General features: G+C 34.6%; 14 protein-coding genes and 1 pseudogene. 13 read left to right on the forward strand and 2 right to left on the reverse strand.

The features are described from left to right. Positions 1 to 94 precede the first annotated feature (94 nt). From ezrA to GW534_RS04420, 10 genes are all read left to right on the forward strand, one after another. Positions 95 to 1813, forward strand: coding sequence for a septation ring formation regulator EzrA (gene ezrA / locus GW534_RS04375; RefSeq protein ID WP_161919842.1), 1719 nt, complete (start codon positions 95 to 97; stop codon positions 1811 to 1813). 272 nt (positions 1814 to 2085) lie between these two features. Next, complete coding sequence (locus tag GW534_RS04380; protein WP_161919843.1) at positions 2086 to 3228, forward strand: cysteine desulfurase family protein; 1143 nt, start codon at positions 2086 to 2088, stop codon at positions 3226 to 3228. 2 nt (positions 3229 to 3230) lie between these two features. After that, a complete protein-coding gene (gene thiI / locus GW534_RS04385) occupies positions 3231 to 4442 on the forward strand; it encodes a tRNA uracil 4-sulfurtransferase ThiI (RefSeq protein ID WP_161919844.1) in 1212 nt (403 codons plus the stop codon). 130 nt (positions 4443 to 4572) lie between these two features. After that, the gene (locus GW534_RS04390) at positions 4573 to 4770 is read left to right on the forward strand and encodes an alpha/beta-type small acid-soluble spore protein (protein WP_161919845.1); all 198 of its coding nucleotides are present in this window, start codon (positions 4573 to 4575) and stop codon (positions 4768 to 4770) included. Positions 4771 to 5370: 600 nt separating this feature from the next. After that, complete coding sequence (locus GW534_RS04395; protein ID WP_161919846.1) at positions 5371 to 6966, forward strand: amidohydrolase; 1596 nt, start codon at positions 5371 to 5373, stop codon at positions 6964 to 6966. A 110-nt stretch (positions 6967 to 7076) separates the two neighbouring features. Continuing rightward, on the forward strand, positions 7077 to 7769 hold the full coding sequence (locus GW534_RS04400; protein WP_161919847.1) for a DUF2953 domain-containing protein: 693 nt from the start codon (positions 7077 to 7079) through the stop codon (positions 7767 to 7769). Between the two features lie 17 nt (positions 7770 to 7786). Next, on the forward strand, positions 7787 to 8218 hold the full coding sequence (ytfJ, locus tag GW534_RS04405) for a GerW family sporulation protein (RefSeq protein WP_161919848.1): 432 nt from the start codon (positions 7787 to 7789) through the stop codon (positions 8216 to 8218). Between the two features lie 195 nt (positions 8219 to 8413). Then, positions 8414 to 8917, forward strand: a complete 504-nt coding sequence (gene tpx / locus GW534_RS04410; protein WP_161919849.1) for a thiol peroxidase — start codon at positions 8414 to 8416, stop codon at positions 8915 to 8917. Between the two features lie 216 nt (positions 8918 to 9133). Next, the gene (locus GW534_RS04415) at positions 9134 to 10123 is read left to right on the forward strand and encodes a class I SAM-dependent methyltransferase (RefSeq protein ID WP_161919850.1); all 990 of its coding nucleotides are present in this window, start codon (positions 9134 to 9136) and stop codon (positions 10121 to 10123) included. A 270-nt stretch (positions 10124 to 10393) separates the two neighbouring features. Then, positions 10394 to 11584, forward strand: coding sequence for an acetate kinase (locus GW534_RS04420; RefSeq protein WP_161919851.1), 1191 nt, complete (start codon positions 10394 to 10396; stop codon positions 11582 to 11584). A 775-nt stretch (positions 11585 to 12359) separates the two neighbouring features. Here the strand turns inward: GW534_RS04420 and GW534_RS04425 are convergent. After that, entirely contained in the window at positions 12360 to 13247 is an 888-nt protein-coding gene (locus tag GW534_RS04425) for a nuclease-related domain-containing protein (protein WP_210253467.1), read from the reverse strand. A 245-nt stretch (positions 13248 to 13492) separates the two neighbouring features. Here GW534_RS04425 and GW534_RS04430 point away from each other — a divergent pair, with 245 nt between their 5' ends. After that, complete coding sequence (locus GW534_RS04430) at positions 13493 to 14329, forward strand: EcsC family protein (RefSeq protein ID WP_161919853.1); 837 nt, start codon at positions 13493 to 13495, stop codon at positions 14327 to 14329. Between the two features lie 111 nt (positions 14330 to 14440). Here GW534_RS04430 and GW534_RS04435 read toward each other — a convergent pair whose 3' ends face one another. Continuing rightward, positions 14441 to 14890, reverse strand: a complete 450-nt coding sequence (locus tag GW534_RS04435; protein ID WP_161919854.1) for a universal stress protein — start codon at positions 14888 to 14890, stop codon at positions 14441 to 14443. Positions 14891 to 15072: 182 nt separating this feature from the next. Between GW534_RS04435 and ald the strand changes: the two genes are divergently transcribed. Beyond that, positions 15073 to 16191: an alanine dehydrogenase gene (ald, locus tag GW534_RS04440; RefSeq protein ID WP_161919855.1), complete on the forward strand. Its 1119-nt coding sequence runs from the start codon at positions 15073 to 15075 to the stop codon at positions 16189 to 16191. A gap of 424 nt (positions 16192 to 16615) precedes the next feature. After that, positions 16616 to 16867: pseudogene (locus GW534_RS04445) on the forward strand (alcohol dehydrogenase); the annotation flags it as partial. Positions 16868 to 16952 lie beyond the last annotated feature (85 nt).

Genomic DNA, 16952 nt, shown 5'->3' on the forward strand with positions numbered 1-16952 from the left:
ATCAAAAAATATCAAACTCATGTTATCATATAAGCATTAATAAGAATATAAAACATATTTATATAGATCGTTTGTGTTTGACAGGGGGCATACCATGATTTTCATAATTGGACTTATTTTACTTCTTATTGCATTATACATCATCGGTTTTTTCGTGAAAAAGAAATATTATACGCAAATTGATAAATTAGAGGCTAGAAAAATTGAAACGATGAATCGTCCAGTCATGGATGAGGTAAGTAAAATTAAACAGCTACAAATGGAAGGTGAAGCAGAAGAATATTTTGAACGGTGGCGAAGTACTTGGGATGAAGTTGTAGCTGTCGAATTACCGAATGTAGAAGAGTTATTATACGATGCAGAGGAATATGTTGATAAATATCGGTTTAAAAAGGCGAAAATGCTTTTTGAAACGATTGAAACAACCTTAAATGAAGCGGATTGTAAAATTGATGAAATGCTTTTAGAGCTCGGCAAAATTGTTGAAAGTGAACAAAAAAATAGAGAAGAGATTGCCGAAGTGCGAGAGCTTCATAAAAATCTTAAAAAAGAAATCCTTGCCCGCCGTCATGCCTTTGGCAAAGCTAGTGAATTATTAGAAAAGTCAATTGATAAAGTGAAAGAAGATATTGAGGAATTCGAAGCTGAAACATTAGCTGGAAATTATATAACGGCAAGGGAAATCGTCGTTAAAATGAAAGAAGAACTCGGTATACTTCAAGAAAAAATGGAAAACATCCCGATTTTATTAAATGAATGTCTACATGTTATTCCATCTCAATTTAAAGAATTGAGAAACGGCGTACAAGATATGCGAAAAGAAGATTATCAATTAGATCATCTTGACATTGAATCGGTGATTGAAAATCTTGAAGAGCGATTACAGACTTATGTGGAACTCATAGAAAAAACAGAAATAGAAGAAGTACATGAAGGAATTGAAGAAATAAAAGAACAACTCGATACTTATTATGATTTATTAGAAAATGAAGTAACTGCAAAACAATTTGTATTAACAAATCGACACGAACTAAAAGAATCGTTAGAAAAAGTTGAGAGTTTTAATACTGAACTTGTAAAAGAAGTGGAAGAAGTTAAACTAAGTTACCATTTAAGTGAAGAAGATGAAACAATAATTAATGAGATGAGGGAAAAAATTGAAACAATAAGAAAAACTGCCGTCTTCCTCATCGATCAAGATAAGATAAAAGAGTCGGCATTCTCTGTTGTTAAAGAAAAAATGGAAACAATTTTAGCCGATCTTTCCGAAATTGAAAAAAATCAACAAGATATGAAGGAAATGTTACATACACTTCGGAAAGATGAACATGAAGCTAGGGAAAAAATCGTTATTTTAAAACGAAAAATTCAAAATGCTTCTCGTCTTGTTAAACGAAGTAATGTTCCGGGAATTCCACAAGAAATTGCTTCTTATTTTGATGAAGCGCGTTCTGCGATAAAAGATTGTTTTACATATTTAGATGAAACACCGTTAAATATGCAGATGATCCGACAATCTTTAAGTTCTGCAGAAGAAAAGGTTAATAACCTTTATGATCAAGTTGTAGAAATGATTGAAAATGTATATTTCATCGAGAAAATTATTCAATATGGAAATCGCTACCGTAGTCGTAATGATAATGTACAATTACGATTGACGATTGCAGAAGATGCGTTCCGCTCCTTTGATTATGATAAAGCATTAGAAGAAGCGGCAGCAGCGGTAGAAGAAGCAGAGCCGGGTGCGATTAAACGTATTGAAGAGCTTATTAATGAAGAGTTGAAAGATAAAGATATAGAAGATTTAGGATAAGTTTGTAATCTTGTTCAAATAGGTCATTCACAAAATAAGTGTGAATGACCTTTTATATTTTTAATAGTATTGTTGTGAAAAGCTTTATTTGCTATGTAATGTTATATTTTGTATAATATTTTTTTGAAATCTTCATTAAAAGCGTAATAAAAAAGTAATTTTAGTTTAGGTAAAGGATTATTCTCTTTAATTTCCATTTTCAATATTATTTTTTTGCGTTACCATTTATATAAATTGATACGAAAGTTAATCCAAAGGGAGTCAGGTAGAAAATGATTTATTTTGATAATAGTGCGACAACAAAACCATATCCCGAGGTTTTAGATACATTTGTCAAGGTGGCAGGGCAATTTTTTGGTAATCCATCTTCCATTCATCATCTTGGATTACAAGCGGAAAAACTGCTTAGTCAAGCCCGTGAACAAGTTGCGTCCCTTTTAAAAGTTGATCCTGAAGAAATCATTTTTACATCAGGTGGAACGGAAGGGAATAATTTTGTTTTAAAAGGTGTCGCTCAATCTTATAAAAATCGGGGAAAACATATTATTACGACAAGTATTGAACATCCATCGGTTCAAAATGTATGTGAACAATTAAAAGCAGAAGGATATACGATTACGTATTTACCAGTCGATAAAAATGGACAAATTCGTCTTTCTGATTTACAAAATGCGTTGACGAACGAAACGATTCTTGTTTCAATTATGCATGTGAATAATGAGGTAGGCGCAATTCAACCGATTAAAGAAATCGGACAGCTACTTGCAAAATTCCCGAAAGTATTTTTCCACGTAGATTATGTTCAAGGTGCAGCAAAAGTTCCCCTTGATTTTCATAGTTGTTTTATTGATTTTGCAACAATTTCTAGTCATAAATTTCATGGTTTGAAGGGAACTGGTGCAATCTATAAACGTAAAGGCATAAAAATAAATCCACTTTTAGCAGGTGGTGGCCAAGAAGCTGACTTTCGATCTGGTACGGAAAATATCGCAGGAATTGTAGCAATGGCAAAGGCTTTGCGTTTGGCTATGGCTGAATCAGAAAGTAAACAGAATGAATTGTTTGCGATACGCGATTATTTAATTTCAGAGCTAGATAAGATAGAAGATGTATCGATAAATACACCGAAAATTGCTGCACCCCATATTGTGAATTTTTCAGTTGAGGGATATAAAGCTGAAGTATTAGTACATGAAATCGAAAAGAATCAGTTATATTTATCAACGACAAGTGCTTGTTCATCTAAAATAGATGAACCAAGCCAAACAATTTTAGCGATGGGCTTAGGTGAAAGCCGAGCTTCATCATCACTCAGAATCAGTCTTTCATATTCAAATACGATGGAAGAGGCTAAAAAAGCGGTACAAATCATCCAACAAGCGATTGAAAATTTAAAACCGGTAATGAGGAGATAAACATGATATATGATGAAATTTTAGTTCGTTATGGTGAAATTTCCACTAAGGGGAAAAACCGAAAATTATTTATAGAAAGATTACGTGCGAATGTGCAATATGTACTAAAAGGTTTTCCGAATTTGAAAATTATAGCACAGCGGGATCGGATGTATATAAAATTAAACGGGGAAAATTTTGATGAAATCGCAGTACGTTTGAAAAAAGTTTTCGGCATTCAATCTTTTAGCCCCGTGATGCGTATAGGGAAGGATTTGGAAGAGGTTAAAGAAAAAAGTGTCCAATTAATGGAAAGTTTAAATGCATCTGGTAAAACTTTTAAAGTACAAGCAAAACGTGTTGATAAAGAATACCCGCATCGTACGAATGAATTAAACCAAATTTTAGGTGGACACTTATTAACATCTATTGAAAATTTAAAAGTTGATGTGCATAATCCGGATTTAGAACTAAAGGTTGAAATACGGAAGGATGCAGCGTATTTAACATGTGAAGTTATTAAAGGTGCTGGCGGACTACCAGTCGGATCCGGTGGAAAAGCGATGTTAATGCTTTCTGGTGGTATTGATAGTCCAGTAGCAGGATTTTTAGCAATGCGCCGAGGCTTACAAATTGAAGGTGTCCATTTTTTTAGTCCACCGTTTACGAGTGAACGCTCGAAACAAAAGGTGCTGGATTTAAGTGAGAAAATGGCACAAGTAAGCGGAAAGTTCATTTTACACATTGTTCATTTCACCGAGTTACAACAAGAAATTATTCAAAACGTCCCTGAAAATTATACGATGACGGTTATGCGTAGAATGATGATGCGCATTACCGATGAAATCCGTGAACGTCGCAAAGGATTGGCGATTGTTAATGGGGAAAATATTGGTCAAGTAGCAAGTCAAACGTTAGAAAGTATGTATGCAATAAATGAGGTGACAAACACACCTATTTTGCGTCCTTTGCTTACGTATGATAAAAATGATATTATAGAATTGGCTCGTGATTTTGATACGTTAGAAACTTCTAACCGTCCGTATGAAGATTGTTGTACAATTTTCGTTCCAGCACAACCAAAAACAAATCCACGTCGTGATAAAGTAAATTTATATGAAACGTACTTTGATTGGGAACCGTATATTGAAAAAGCGGTTGAAAGTATTGAAACGATTGAAATTACTGGCTCAAACAATAAAAAAGAAGTGAATGAATTTACCGATTTATTTTAAATAAAAAGATACGATTCAAGGGCTATACCTTACGAAAAGGTATAGCCCTTTTTCAAATATTTACCAGATATTCATATGTATTTAACATTTAAATTTGCACAATCTAATACCACAAGGAGGTGAAGACCACATGGCAAACAACAACAATAGTAACCAACTTCTTGTACCAGGTGCAGAGCAAGCACTAGAACAAATGAAATATGAAATCGCACAAGAATTCGGTGTAAACTTAGGTGCTGATACAACTTCACGTGCAAACGGATCTGTTGGAGGAGAAATTACGAAGCGTTTAGTACAAATGGCACAACAACAACTCGGTGGTCACTAAGCAAGGTCAATAAAATAGATTTGGATTTAAGGGCGAAGGGATAACCTTCGTCCTTTTTATTTGCTCTATCTTCATTTTTGTGAGTGATGGAAGAAAAGGAAGGTGTGTGCGGTAAGTGTCCACATAGGTCCAGGTTTGTACAATATACACGATACGCATTCCGAATTTTTCAATGTCTCATTTTTGTTTTTGGCAATTAAAAAATGTATTAAATGGCAAATAAGTATATACAATTATCTGTATAAAATTTCATACCTCTTGTCGCTTGACATGGAGCCTCTGCGGGCATGCTTTCTGGCAAAGGGGGCAAGCCACAGGACTTTGCAAGGCATATCAGCCTATCATGCCCGCCACTCCATGTAAAGCGGTAAATATGCAATAATTCATGCATATGCTTAATTGCCAAACACTACAATTCTTAATTGCCATCAACACATTTTTAACCTACATTGCCTATTATTTCAAATTGATGAACGATTATTCATTAAAATTGTATAATTATTCAAGTTTAATTGTATAAACATTTTCTAATTTTTGTACTTGTTTCATTCTCTCGTGTATAATAAATTCACTGAAGTTAACATAGAAAAGGTGAATTTTATGGCTACTCTTTGGATAAACGGAAATATTTATACGATGGCAGGCGTTGGAGAAAAGGTAGAAGCTGTTTTAACAGTAGGTGGAAAAATTCGTTCCGTAGGAAGTTTGGCTGATTTAACAATTCAATTTGGCCCGATGATTGATAAGGAGATTGATTTGCAAGGAGCAACAATGTTTCCGGGCTTCGTTGACAGTCATATGCATTTAATTGGTTTTGGCGAATCCCAACTTCGACTGAACTTATCAGATATGAAAAGTAAAGAAGAAATGTTACAGGCGGTGCAAAAAAAGGCTGCTGAACTTGAGGAAGGGGAATGGTTAATCGGTGAAGGTTGGAATGAAAATTTATGGGAAAGACCGTCTACCATTACAAAAGATGAACTAGATGCGATAGTTCCGTATCATCCTGTTTTATTAAAACGAGTATGTCGCCATGTGACGGTAGTAAATTCAAAAGCATTACAAATTGCAGGCATTCATGAAGACGCTGCTAATCCACAAGGTGGTGTAATTGAAAGAAATGTCGACGGAACTTTGACTGGAATTTTAAAAGATAATGCTCAAGAATTAATAAATCGAGCGCTACCTCCTTATACAGTAGAACGGCTAAAACGTTGCTTGAAAAAAGGGATAGACAGTTGTTATGCGCTAGGTTTAACCGGTGCTCATACGGAAGACTTAAATTATTATGGTAGTTTTACAAATACATATAAGGCTTTTAAGGAAGTAATTGAAGAAGACATGCATCTTTTTCGAGCCCATTTGCTTATCCATCATGATGTAATTGATGAATGGAAAGAAGCAGGATTCCGATATTTAGCAGGCAGTGAGTTTGTCGAATTTGGCCCAATGAAAATCTTTGTTGATGGTTCCCTTGGTGGACGTACCGCATTACTTAGTTTTCCTTATGCGGATGATCCATCTACAAGAGGAGTCAATGTCCATTCATATGAACAGTTGCAACAATTAGTGAAAATGGCACGGGATTTGGAAATACCTATTGCAACCCACACGATTGGCGATTTAGCCTTTGAATGGGTGCTTGATGCAATTGAAAAATATCCACTGGAAACAATGGGCCATGATCGTTTAATACATACCCAATTATTGCGGAAAGACCTTGTCAAACGGGCGAAACAATTACCGGTAATTTTTGATATTCAACCGAGATTTTTAGCTTCGGATTTCCCTTGGGTTTTAGAGCGAATTGGCGATGGTCCCATCGATTACTTGTATGCATGGAAATCGTTGCTCAATGAAGGAATTCCATTAGCGGGTGGTTCGGATGCGCCCATTGAACCTGCTGATCCGTTATTGGGTGTTCATGCTGCCGTTTCCCGGACTAGACCGGATGACCCGGAAAAAGTCGTGTATGGGGAAGAAGAAAAGTTATCAATGTTTGAAGCGGTATCTTTATTTACAACAGGCAGTGCTCATGCAGGACTTCACGCTGATAAACGCGGGAAAATTTGTGAAGGCTTTGATGCGGATTTTACGGTATTTGATAAAGACTTATTCAAAATTCATCCCGATGAATTGCTTGATACAAATGTAATAATGACGGTTATTGATGGGAAAATTGTTTTTCAAAAATAGGATTTAAGCTATCCAAATCATTTTGTCGAATTGGATAGCTTTTTACTGTATATGCACGTTTATTTCCTATCCAGTTTGACGATAATGATAGGCTGAAAGGTTGTGTCAACGTGGTTATTTTGAAAATAGTTGCTTGGATTTTTTTAGCCCTTTTAGTTATCGTTATTCTAAGTCTTTTTACAAAAATAAAAATCGACCTTACTTATAAATTTGAGCCGAAAGACCAAAGATTAACAATTGTTATTAAAGTATTGTTTGGCCTATTTCGTTATCGAATTGAATTTCCGAAATTAGAGGTTGGAAGTAAAGAAGAAAATAAAAAAGAATTTGTCCCTATTAATAAAGTTTTTTCGGAAAAGGATGCGAACGATGAAGAAGAGGCAATGAAAGCCTATCGACCGATTAAAGAGTGGTTGAAAATTATAAAAGAGTTAAATCAGCTCGTTAAAAAAGCGTTAAAAAAAGTACACATAACAAATTTAGAATGGAAATCGACATTAGGGACAGGAAATGCAGCGACGACTGGAATTGTTGGTGGCACTGGCTGGATATTTAAAGGAACTGTACTAGGTGTAATCAGTAATTATTTTTCCTTAAAAGTGAAACCTCAATTGGAAATCACTCCTGTATTTAATCGAAAAATTTCAAATACGTATATAAAATGTATTTTTCAAGTACGGGCAGGGCAAGCTATTTTAGCAGGCATAAAATTATTCAAGTTTTGGAAAAAAATGAAATCCAATCATCCATTTGCGGATAAAAATGAAACGACAAAGGTACAACCAAAAGATCAAACAGTGTAGACAGGAGTGATTAAAAAATGAGTGAACATCCAATTCAAGGCTTAATGACAACGGCAATGGAAAATTTAAAGGATATGATTGATGTCAACACAATTATCGGTGATCCAGTTGAAACACCAGATGGAAGTGTAATCATAACGGTCTCAAAGGTAGGTTTTGGTTTTGCAGCTGGTGGATCTGAGTTTTCCATCGAACAAGCAGATCAAGATTTACCATTTGGTGGAGGTAGTGGTGGCGGTGTTTCAATTACTCCAATTGCTTTTTTAATTGTGAACGATAAAGGCGTTAATTTACTCCATGTTGATCAGAATACACATTTAGTTGAAAAGTTAATGGATACTGCACCAGAAACGATAGAAAAGGTGAAACAAATGTTTTCGAAAAACAAAAATCAACATGAACAAAATCCGGATGAAAAATCTGGAGAGTTTCCAGAATATAATATTTAATATGCTCCGGTGCAACTTTGCATCGGTTTTTATTTTTGTTTACAGGGTTTACGAGGGAAAATTCATTACAACCTGTAAGTTAAATTCTTTGCAAATATATGAACAGATTCGTTATGATTGTAATTGAAAAACTTTAATACATAAACGGTCAAAAATACCAATTTGGTTAATTTTTTATAAAGGGAGGGCTCTTTAATGAGTGAAGTTGTATTCGGTGGAAATCCAGTTAAATTAGTTGGGAATGAAGTGAATGTTGGTGACCAAGCTCCAGCTTTTACTGCAATTGCTCAAGATTTAAGTGAAGTTAAATTCGATGACTTTAACGGACAAGTTACTTTAATTAGTGTTGTTCCTTCTATTGATACAGGTGTTTGTGATGCACAAACAAGACGCTTTAATGAAGAAGCGGCAAAACTTGATGGTGTACGGATAGTTACAGTAAGTGCTGACTTACCATTTGCTCAAAAACGTTGGTGTGCAGCTGCAGGTATTGATAACTTACAAGTAGTTTCTGACCATCGTGACCTTTCTTTCGGTAATGCATACGGTGTGCAGATGGAAGGAATTCGTTTATTAGCACGTGCAATTTTTGTGATTGACGGTTCAGGTAAAGTGACATATAAAGAAGTAGTGCAAAATGTACACGAACATCCGAACTATGAAAAAGCAATTGAAGCTGCACAAGCTGCTGCGAAGTAATTTTTATTAAATTTTATGGCCAACCCAAAGTGAATTTGTTGAAACAGTGTTTTGGGTGGCCGCTTTCCTTAAAAATAAACTCTTAGATGGATTCTCTAGGGCTTGCCTTGTTAGCAAGTCTTTTCTTATTTGTTTTTTTATAATAAAACAGGTAAAATATGTGAGCATGTATATACATAATTAAGTGTTTTTAATGATCGTGAGGGGGTTCTACAATTGCAACGAACCGATGTAGAGAAGTTATTTCAACTGTTTGATGAAACAGCGAATTTGTTAGCGAATGATTTAAATTGTACATATTTAGAAGCATTAGCCGAAACTGGTGAAAATATTTTTCATGATAAAGTTTTACAAGAAGATGTTAGTGAAGTAACGAGAAAAAGACTTGATAAGTATTACTTTGAAGCAAGTAAACAAACCTTTGTGAAAGAGGATGTACGCAAGGCCTTTCAATTAGCAGTTTTAAAAGGAATGCGCCAAAATGTTCAACCGAATCACCAAATGACACCCGATTCAATAGGTATGCTCGTTAGTTTTATTTTAGAGAAATTTATGGCTGATACAAAGTCGTTCACTTTACTTGACCCAGCTATCGGAACGGCGAATTTAGTAACGACGATTATGAATTACATGCATGATTACGAAATTCGCGCTTACGGAGTAGATATCGATGATGTGTTAATTCAACTTGCTTATGTAAGTGCAAATCTTCAAGAGCATACGATTGAATTACATAACCAAGATAGTTTTGAAGATTTACTTATCGACCCAGTCGATGTCGTTGTAAGTGATTTGCCAGTAGGCTATTATCCAGATGATATGCGTGCACGGGAATTTAAGTTGAAAGCAGATAAAGGACATTCTTATGCCCATCATTTATTTATTGAGCAAAGTACACGCTATACAAAAGATGGCGGCTATTTATTCTTTATTGTTCCGAATAATATTTTTCAAAGTCCGGAAGCACCAAAATTGCAGAATTTTATAAAAGAACATTTACATATTCAAGCCTTTTTACAACTGCCTGAATCCATGTTTAAAAATAAAAATGCTGCAAAAAGCATCTTAGTTTTACAAAAGCAAGCCGATGGAGTGAAACCACCGCAAGAAGTTTTACTAGCGAATCTTCCATCTTTAACAGACAAAGACCAAATGGAAACTATCTTAGCTAAAATTGATCTTTGGGTGCAAGAAAATAAAAAATAATAAATTGAGGTAGAATTTTTTATGTGGAATCTGTGCGTGCAGGTTCCTTTTTTTGCTGAAAAAAACCAGTAAGTTAGTTGCGGATTTCTTAATTATTCGAATTGATTTACTTCGGGTAAATAGAGGTAAAAAAGCTTAATTTAACTTGATAATTTAGGGTATCAGTGGTTAAATAAAGGATGGTACACTTTGTATGTAACTTCACATAATATTCTTTTTTTTATTTTTGAACATACTAAGAGAAAATATATATTGTAAGGAGCGAAATTGATGTCAAATATTTTAGCAATTAATGCTGGTAGTTCATCTTTAAAATTCCAATTAATTGATATGCCAGAAGAAACAGTTGTAACTAAAGGTTTAGTAGAACGTATTGGTTTAGAAAATGGTATTTTTACAATTTCTGTTAATGGAGAAAAAGTAACATTAACTCAAGATATTCCAGACCACGGTGTGGCTGTTCAAATTTTATTAGATCAATTAATTTCTCAAGGTATTATTAAATCTTTCGATGAAATTGATGGTGTTGGACACCGTGTAGTACACGGAGGAGAAGCATTCAGTGATTCTGTTTTAATTACTCCTGAAGTACTAAAAGAAATCGAAAATGTTTCTGAATTAGCACCGCTACATAACCCAGCTAACGTAACTGGTATCAAAGCATTCCAAGAAATTTTACCAAATGTACCACATGTTGCGGTATTTGATACAGCGTTCCATCAAACTATGCCAGAAAGCTCTTATTTATACAGCTTACCATATGAGTATTATGAAAAATATGGTATCCGTAAATACGGTTTCCACGGTACAAGCCATAAATATGTAACACAAAGAGCAGCAGAATTAATGGGTAAACCAATTGAAGATTTACGTTTAATCTCTTGTCACTTAGGTAACGGTGCAAGTATTGCAGCTGTTCAAGGTGGTAAATCTATCGATACATCAATGGGCTTCACTCCACTTGCTGGTTTAACAATGGGAACTCGTTCTGGTGACGTTGACCCAGCGTTGATTCCTTACATTATGGAAAAAACTGGCCAATCTGCTGAAGAAGTTATAAATGTTTTCAATAAGAAGAGTGGTCTGTTAGGTATCACTGGATTCTCTAGTGACCTACGTGATATCGAAGAAGCTGCTAAAGAAGGAAATGACCGTGCAGAACTTGCTTTAAAAGTATTTGCTAGCCACATCCACAAATACATTGGTGCATATGCAGCAAGAATGAACGGCGTAGACGCAATTATTTTCACAGCTGGTATCGGTGAAAACAGTGATACAATTCGTGAACTAGTTCTAACTGGACTAGAATACATGGGCGTATACTGGGATAAAGACTTAAACAAAGGTCGTGGTGAAGAACGTTTCATTAGCTACCCATTCTCCCCAGTGAAAGTTATGGTAATTCCTACAAACGAAGAAGTAATGATCGCTCGTGATACAGTTCGTTTAGGAAATATATAATATAGTTTTAACAACCCTTTCTTGATTGAGGAAAGGGTTGTTTTTTTGTGAAAAAGTAGAGATATGTTTAGTGAATTGTTTTTATAAGCAGAACTTGATGTGTGCATGTTGAAGAAGTGTTTATAGGGAGCTTCTACGTACAGAACTTGTTGTGAACTCGCCGAAGAAGTGTTAATAGCGAGCTTCTACGTACAGAACTTGATGTGATCCCGCCGAAGAAGTGTTAATAGCGAGCTTCTACGTACAGAACCTGTCGTGACGCTGCCGAAGAAGTGTTAATAGGGAGCTTCTACGTACAGAACTTGTTGTGAACTCGCCGAAGAAGTGTTAATAGCGAGCTTCTACGTACAGAACTTGTTGTGAACTCGCCGAAGAAGTGTTAATAGCGAGCTTCTACGTACAGAACCTGTCGTGACGCTGCCGAAGAAGTGGTAATAGGGTGCTTCTACGTGCAGAACCTGTCGTGACGCTGCCGAAGAAGTGTTAATAGGGAGCTTCTACGTACAGAACCTGTCGTGACGCTGCCGAAGAAGTGTTAATAGCGAGCTTCTACGTACAGAACTTGATGTGATCCCGCCGAAGAAGTGTTAATAGCGAGCTTCTACGTACAGAATCTGTCGTGCCGCTGCCGAAGAAGTGTTAATAGCGAGCTTCAACGCGCAGAACGTAAAATAAGTGTTTATATGAACCTCCTATAAACAGAAGCTACCATGAAAAAGTTGCAGAAGTGTATAGATTTTTAATCTGAAAAATATGAAAATCCAAACTTATAACTTTACTTTTTATCTACATAATGTGCCCAGCGATATTCGCCAATAAGCTGAAAATGGTTATCCAATATACGCTTAATAGCTCTTTTAGATGGTACAATTTTACACCAATCATAAACCAAGTTTGTTGTTAGTTTTTTATCGGGAAAAAGTAAACGTAATTCTTCCACGGCATGTAAAACAACATCATCAATCCGTTCTGTAACCCCACAAATATTACAAGTACAAAACCAACGACTCACGATCTTTATCGACAAGGAGTGACAATACCTACACAGCATTCCCTTTTTCAACTCTTCATAACTATAGTCAGGAATTTGCGAATAGGGAGACTCACTCAAATGCAAAGACTTTAATAAATGGGCGAGTTTTTTATGTTTCATTGTTAATTTTGCAGGAGTTTCACTCAACTGCTTTATGAAGCGGTTGAGTTGTGTTGGAAAGATGAATGGTTTGTTGATCGGAGCTTCATATAATGTAAATTGTGGATTGATAAATACGACAAATCCTTCAACTTGCATTTGATAACCGTGGCTACGTAGGAGTTGTTGTAATAAGGATGATGCTCTTCCTAGTTGATTCATTGGGTTTAAAATTTCGGTTCGTTGCCCTTTTAAATAAATTTTTTCATCAATATAATGATAATCGCCTTCGAAGTTTTTTACATCATAAAAACTAAGCTTATTCTGAAAAATAAAGGTCGAATCAATTTGAAATGTCGTATTGTTATGTTTCAACAGTAAATCATTTAGCACAAGAAAGTTGTTTTGAACAGGTCGAATTAAAGAATCAAAATATTTTTCACCATCGTACCCTTTCTCTAAATTCATATAATACTGCTGGTCCTCAAGAGATAAATCCATTCTAGCGTTTAATGATCGTAAAACTTTCAATTCTTTTGTTTCCACACGTTCTTTAAAAAAGATAACCTCATCCCTTCATATTTTTTATAAAAATATAGCAAATCCCGCCCATATTGCCAAACTGCAAAAATTCAATTTTTCCCCCACAAAACTCAATTTTTATCTATAACAAAAATTCAAAAATACCGTCAATTTTCCTTCTAAAACTTCATTATGTTATAATTTTGGTAATTGAATAGCCGGAAGAGACTAAACATTGACCGGGAGGAGCAAAAATGGGGTTAACAGAAAGAGAAAAGGAATTGTTAGTAGAAATACAGTTATGGCAAGAACGTCAATTTGTTGATTTTCCAAATGATTTTATCAATACATTTGATCATTGGTTAGATGATACGTTTGCTCGTTTACCTGAAGATATTCAAGAAAAGTTTTTTAATCAACTTGATCAGTGGTTGTTTACGATACAATCCATTATTCAACAATCGGAAAATCAAGCAGAAAAAATTCAAAATTTATTAACTGAAGCAAGGGTTAAATATAATAAAATTGAAATGATTTCCGATCTTAAACAATTACCAATTGAACAACTGAATTATTTTGCCAATCGGGAAAAGTCGAATTATCAATTAATCTCGTTAATACAAGGTGGAGTATCTGGGTCAGGGCGTACACTTCTACTAGGCATAGATATCCCACTAATGATTACGATTAATCTTAGGGCAATCCAAAATATTGCGTGTTCGTACGGTTATGATATAAGAAATCCTTTTGAAATGATGATGGCTCTCAAACTTTTCCATGCGGCTACACTTCCACGAAGATTTCAAAAACAAGCATGGGATGATCTAATTGCTGAAGTAAAGGACAAGCACGATGCTTATTTTTATGAAGGTGATGAAAAAATTATTGATGAAAAATGGAGCCTTCACTTGTTTACACAAATATTAAAATCTTGGGCAATCTTGATTTTTCGCAGAAAGAAAAATGAAGGTGTTTCATTAATTAGTCTTGCAATTGGAGCCGGTGTTAATTATCAAATGACGAAAAAAGTAACTGAATTTGCACAACGATTTTATCAATATCGTCTTTTATTAGAAAAAAGCCAATATTAAATCGCTACATAAAAGACTATCCAACGAGGGTTGGTCTTACCTCATATTGGATAGTCTTTTTAACATCAAAAGAAGAAATTATATAAAGTTTAATAGCGTATGGAAATGTTTTTATTTTCCATCTTTAGGGGTACGCACAACAAGTACGTCACATTTTGCATAACGAACAATATGTTCTGAGACACTACCTATTAAGAATCGTTCAACGGCGTTTAGTCCAGTAGCACCACACACGATTAAGTCTGCATTAAATTTTTGAGCGATATCTTTAGGGATTTTACCTTTTGGTGAACCATAATCAATAACGATGTGAACTTCTTTAACACCAGCGTTAATCGCATCATTTTTGTAACCTTCAAGCATTTCTTCAGCATATTTGTCTGCTTTTTCAATGATTGCTTGATCGTAAGCATTGATTGTTGAGAAAGTTCGTAAATCAATAATATGTGTTAAAAATAATGTAGCATCGTTTTGTTTGGCAATTTCAATTGCTTCTTTTAGAGCATATTCAGCTTCTTTTGAACCATCAACTGCAACAACAATGTTTTTATAGGTTGCCATATTAACCTCTCCCTTCACTTTTATTATATAAGAAAATCGTAGGATAAGTGGTTACAAATTTTACAATTGTTTGAAATTTAACAAACTAAAGAGTGTTATTGTGAATATTTTTTCAAAATTGACTGAAGTCAGAAAAATGGGTTAATGTAAAACTGAATATATTAAAATAGAGGTGTTTTGTGATGAAAATTGGAATACCTAAAGAAATAAAAAACAATGAAAATCGTGTTGCAGTCAGTCCTGCAAGTGTAATGAACTTAGTTGAAAATAATATAGAAGTATTAATAGAAACTGGTGCTGGATTAGGATCAGGATTTACAGATGAAGAATTTGAAAAAGCAGGGGCGAAAATCGTACCATCAGCAAAAGATGCTTGGGAAGTAGATATGGTTATGAAAGTGAAAGAGCCACTCCCTGAAGAATATAAGTATTTACGTGAAGGATTAATCTTATTTACATATTTACATTTAGCGAATGACTTAGAACTTACGAATGCACTTATACATAATAAAGTAGTCGGAATTGCTTATGAAACGGTACAACTTCCTAACGGAACATTACCATTATTAACACCGATGAGTGAAGTGGCTGGTCGAATGGCTGTTCAAGTCGGTGCTCAATTTTTAGAAAAAACGCACGGAGGGAAAGGGATTTTACTTTCTGGTGTACCAGGTGTTCAAAGGGCGAACGTAACGATTATCGGTGGAGGAGTAGCTGGTACGAATGCGGCTAAAGTTGCCTATGGATTAGGAGCAAATGTAACGATTTTAGATATTAATCCAGATCGTCTGCGTCAATTAGATGACATATTCCATAATGAAATAAGTACGTTGATGTCAAATCCGTATAATATTTATGAAGCGGTGAAAAAGTCAGATTTAGTTATTAGTTCCGTCTTAATACCTGGTGCAAAAGCTCCTGTATTAGTACCAGAAGAAGTTGTGAAAGAAATGACACCTGGTTCTGTTGTCGTAGATATTGCCATTGACCAAGGTGGAAATTTTGAAACGTCGGATCGGATAACAACTCATGATAATCCTATATATGTGAAACATGGCGTAATTCATTATACTGTTGCGAATATGCCAGGAGCTGTACCAAGAACGGCGACATTAGCCTTAACGAATGTTACAACACATTATGCGCTTCAAATCGCTAATAAAGGTTATAAGGACGCATGTTTGGAAAATGAAGCTTTATTAAAAGGAATAAACACCCTTGAGGGATATGTCACCCATCGTGGGGTAGCTGGAGCACATAATATGGAATATACGAACCCACTCGATGTATTAGGAAAATAGCTTTAAATAAAAATTCCCAAAAAACCCCAAACTATTATATATTTATAGTTAAGTTCTGTTTCATTGGCTGTAGATATAAAGGGGGATTTAAATTGGGAAAAATAAAAGTTGCAGTTATTCCTGTACCTCTATAAAACTCCTTAAAATTATAGATTATTTTAAGGAGTTTTATATGAATATGAGTTTTCCAGACAATCTTTTATGATTGATAGAGGTAATTATTTTAGTACTACAATTTTTGTGCGCTATTAAGGAAAATACAGTGTAGTTAATATAAAATGAGTTTTATTTTCTGATTATTCATAATAATTATATTAGTGGTGGTTTAGTTATACTCCTTAATATATTTGTTTATTCCCTTCTTAAAAAATTAATTAAGTCAACAGAAGGTTATTATGAATAAAAAGTAATGGTTTTTTCCCTTCATCCTGAACATCATTTCTCGTTTCCGCACGTTTCATTAACGGCTGAAGAAAAAACAATAAAAGGTTCATATGTAGGTAGCTGTGTTCCGAATAGAGATATTCCACGTTTTATGCAATTGTTCCGTCAAGGAAGACTTCCTGTAAATAAATTAGTAGCGAAATTTATTTCTTTAGATGAGATAAATGAAGGATTTGATCTTTTGTCTAAGGGGGATTATTCAAGAATAATCATTAATAAAATCGGAACGTGATATGGATAATAGTGTGGAATTTATGAGCGATTAGCATTAGCATGGCTTCAATAATAGAGTAACACCCACCTTAAATTAGTTTGAA

The organism is Pallidibacillus pasinlerensis, assembly GCF_009996845.1.
GTDB lineage: Bacteria > Bacillota > Bacilli > Bacillales > Caldibacillaceae > Pallidibacillus > Pallidibacillus pasinlerensis.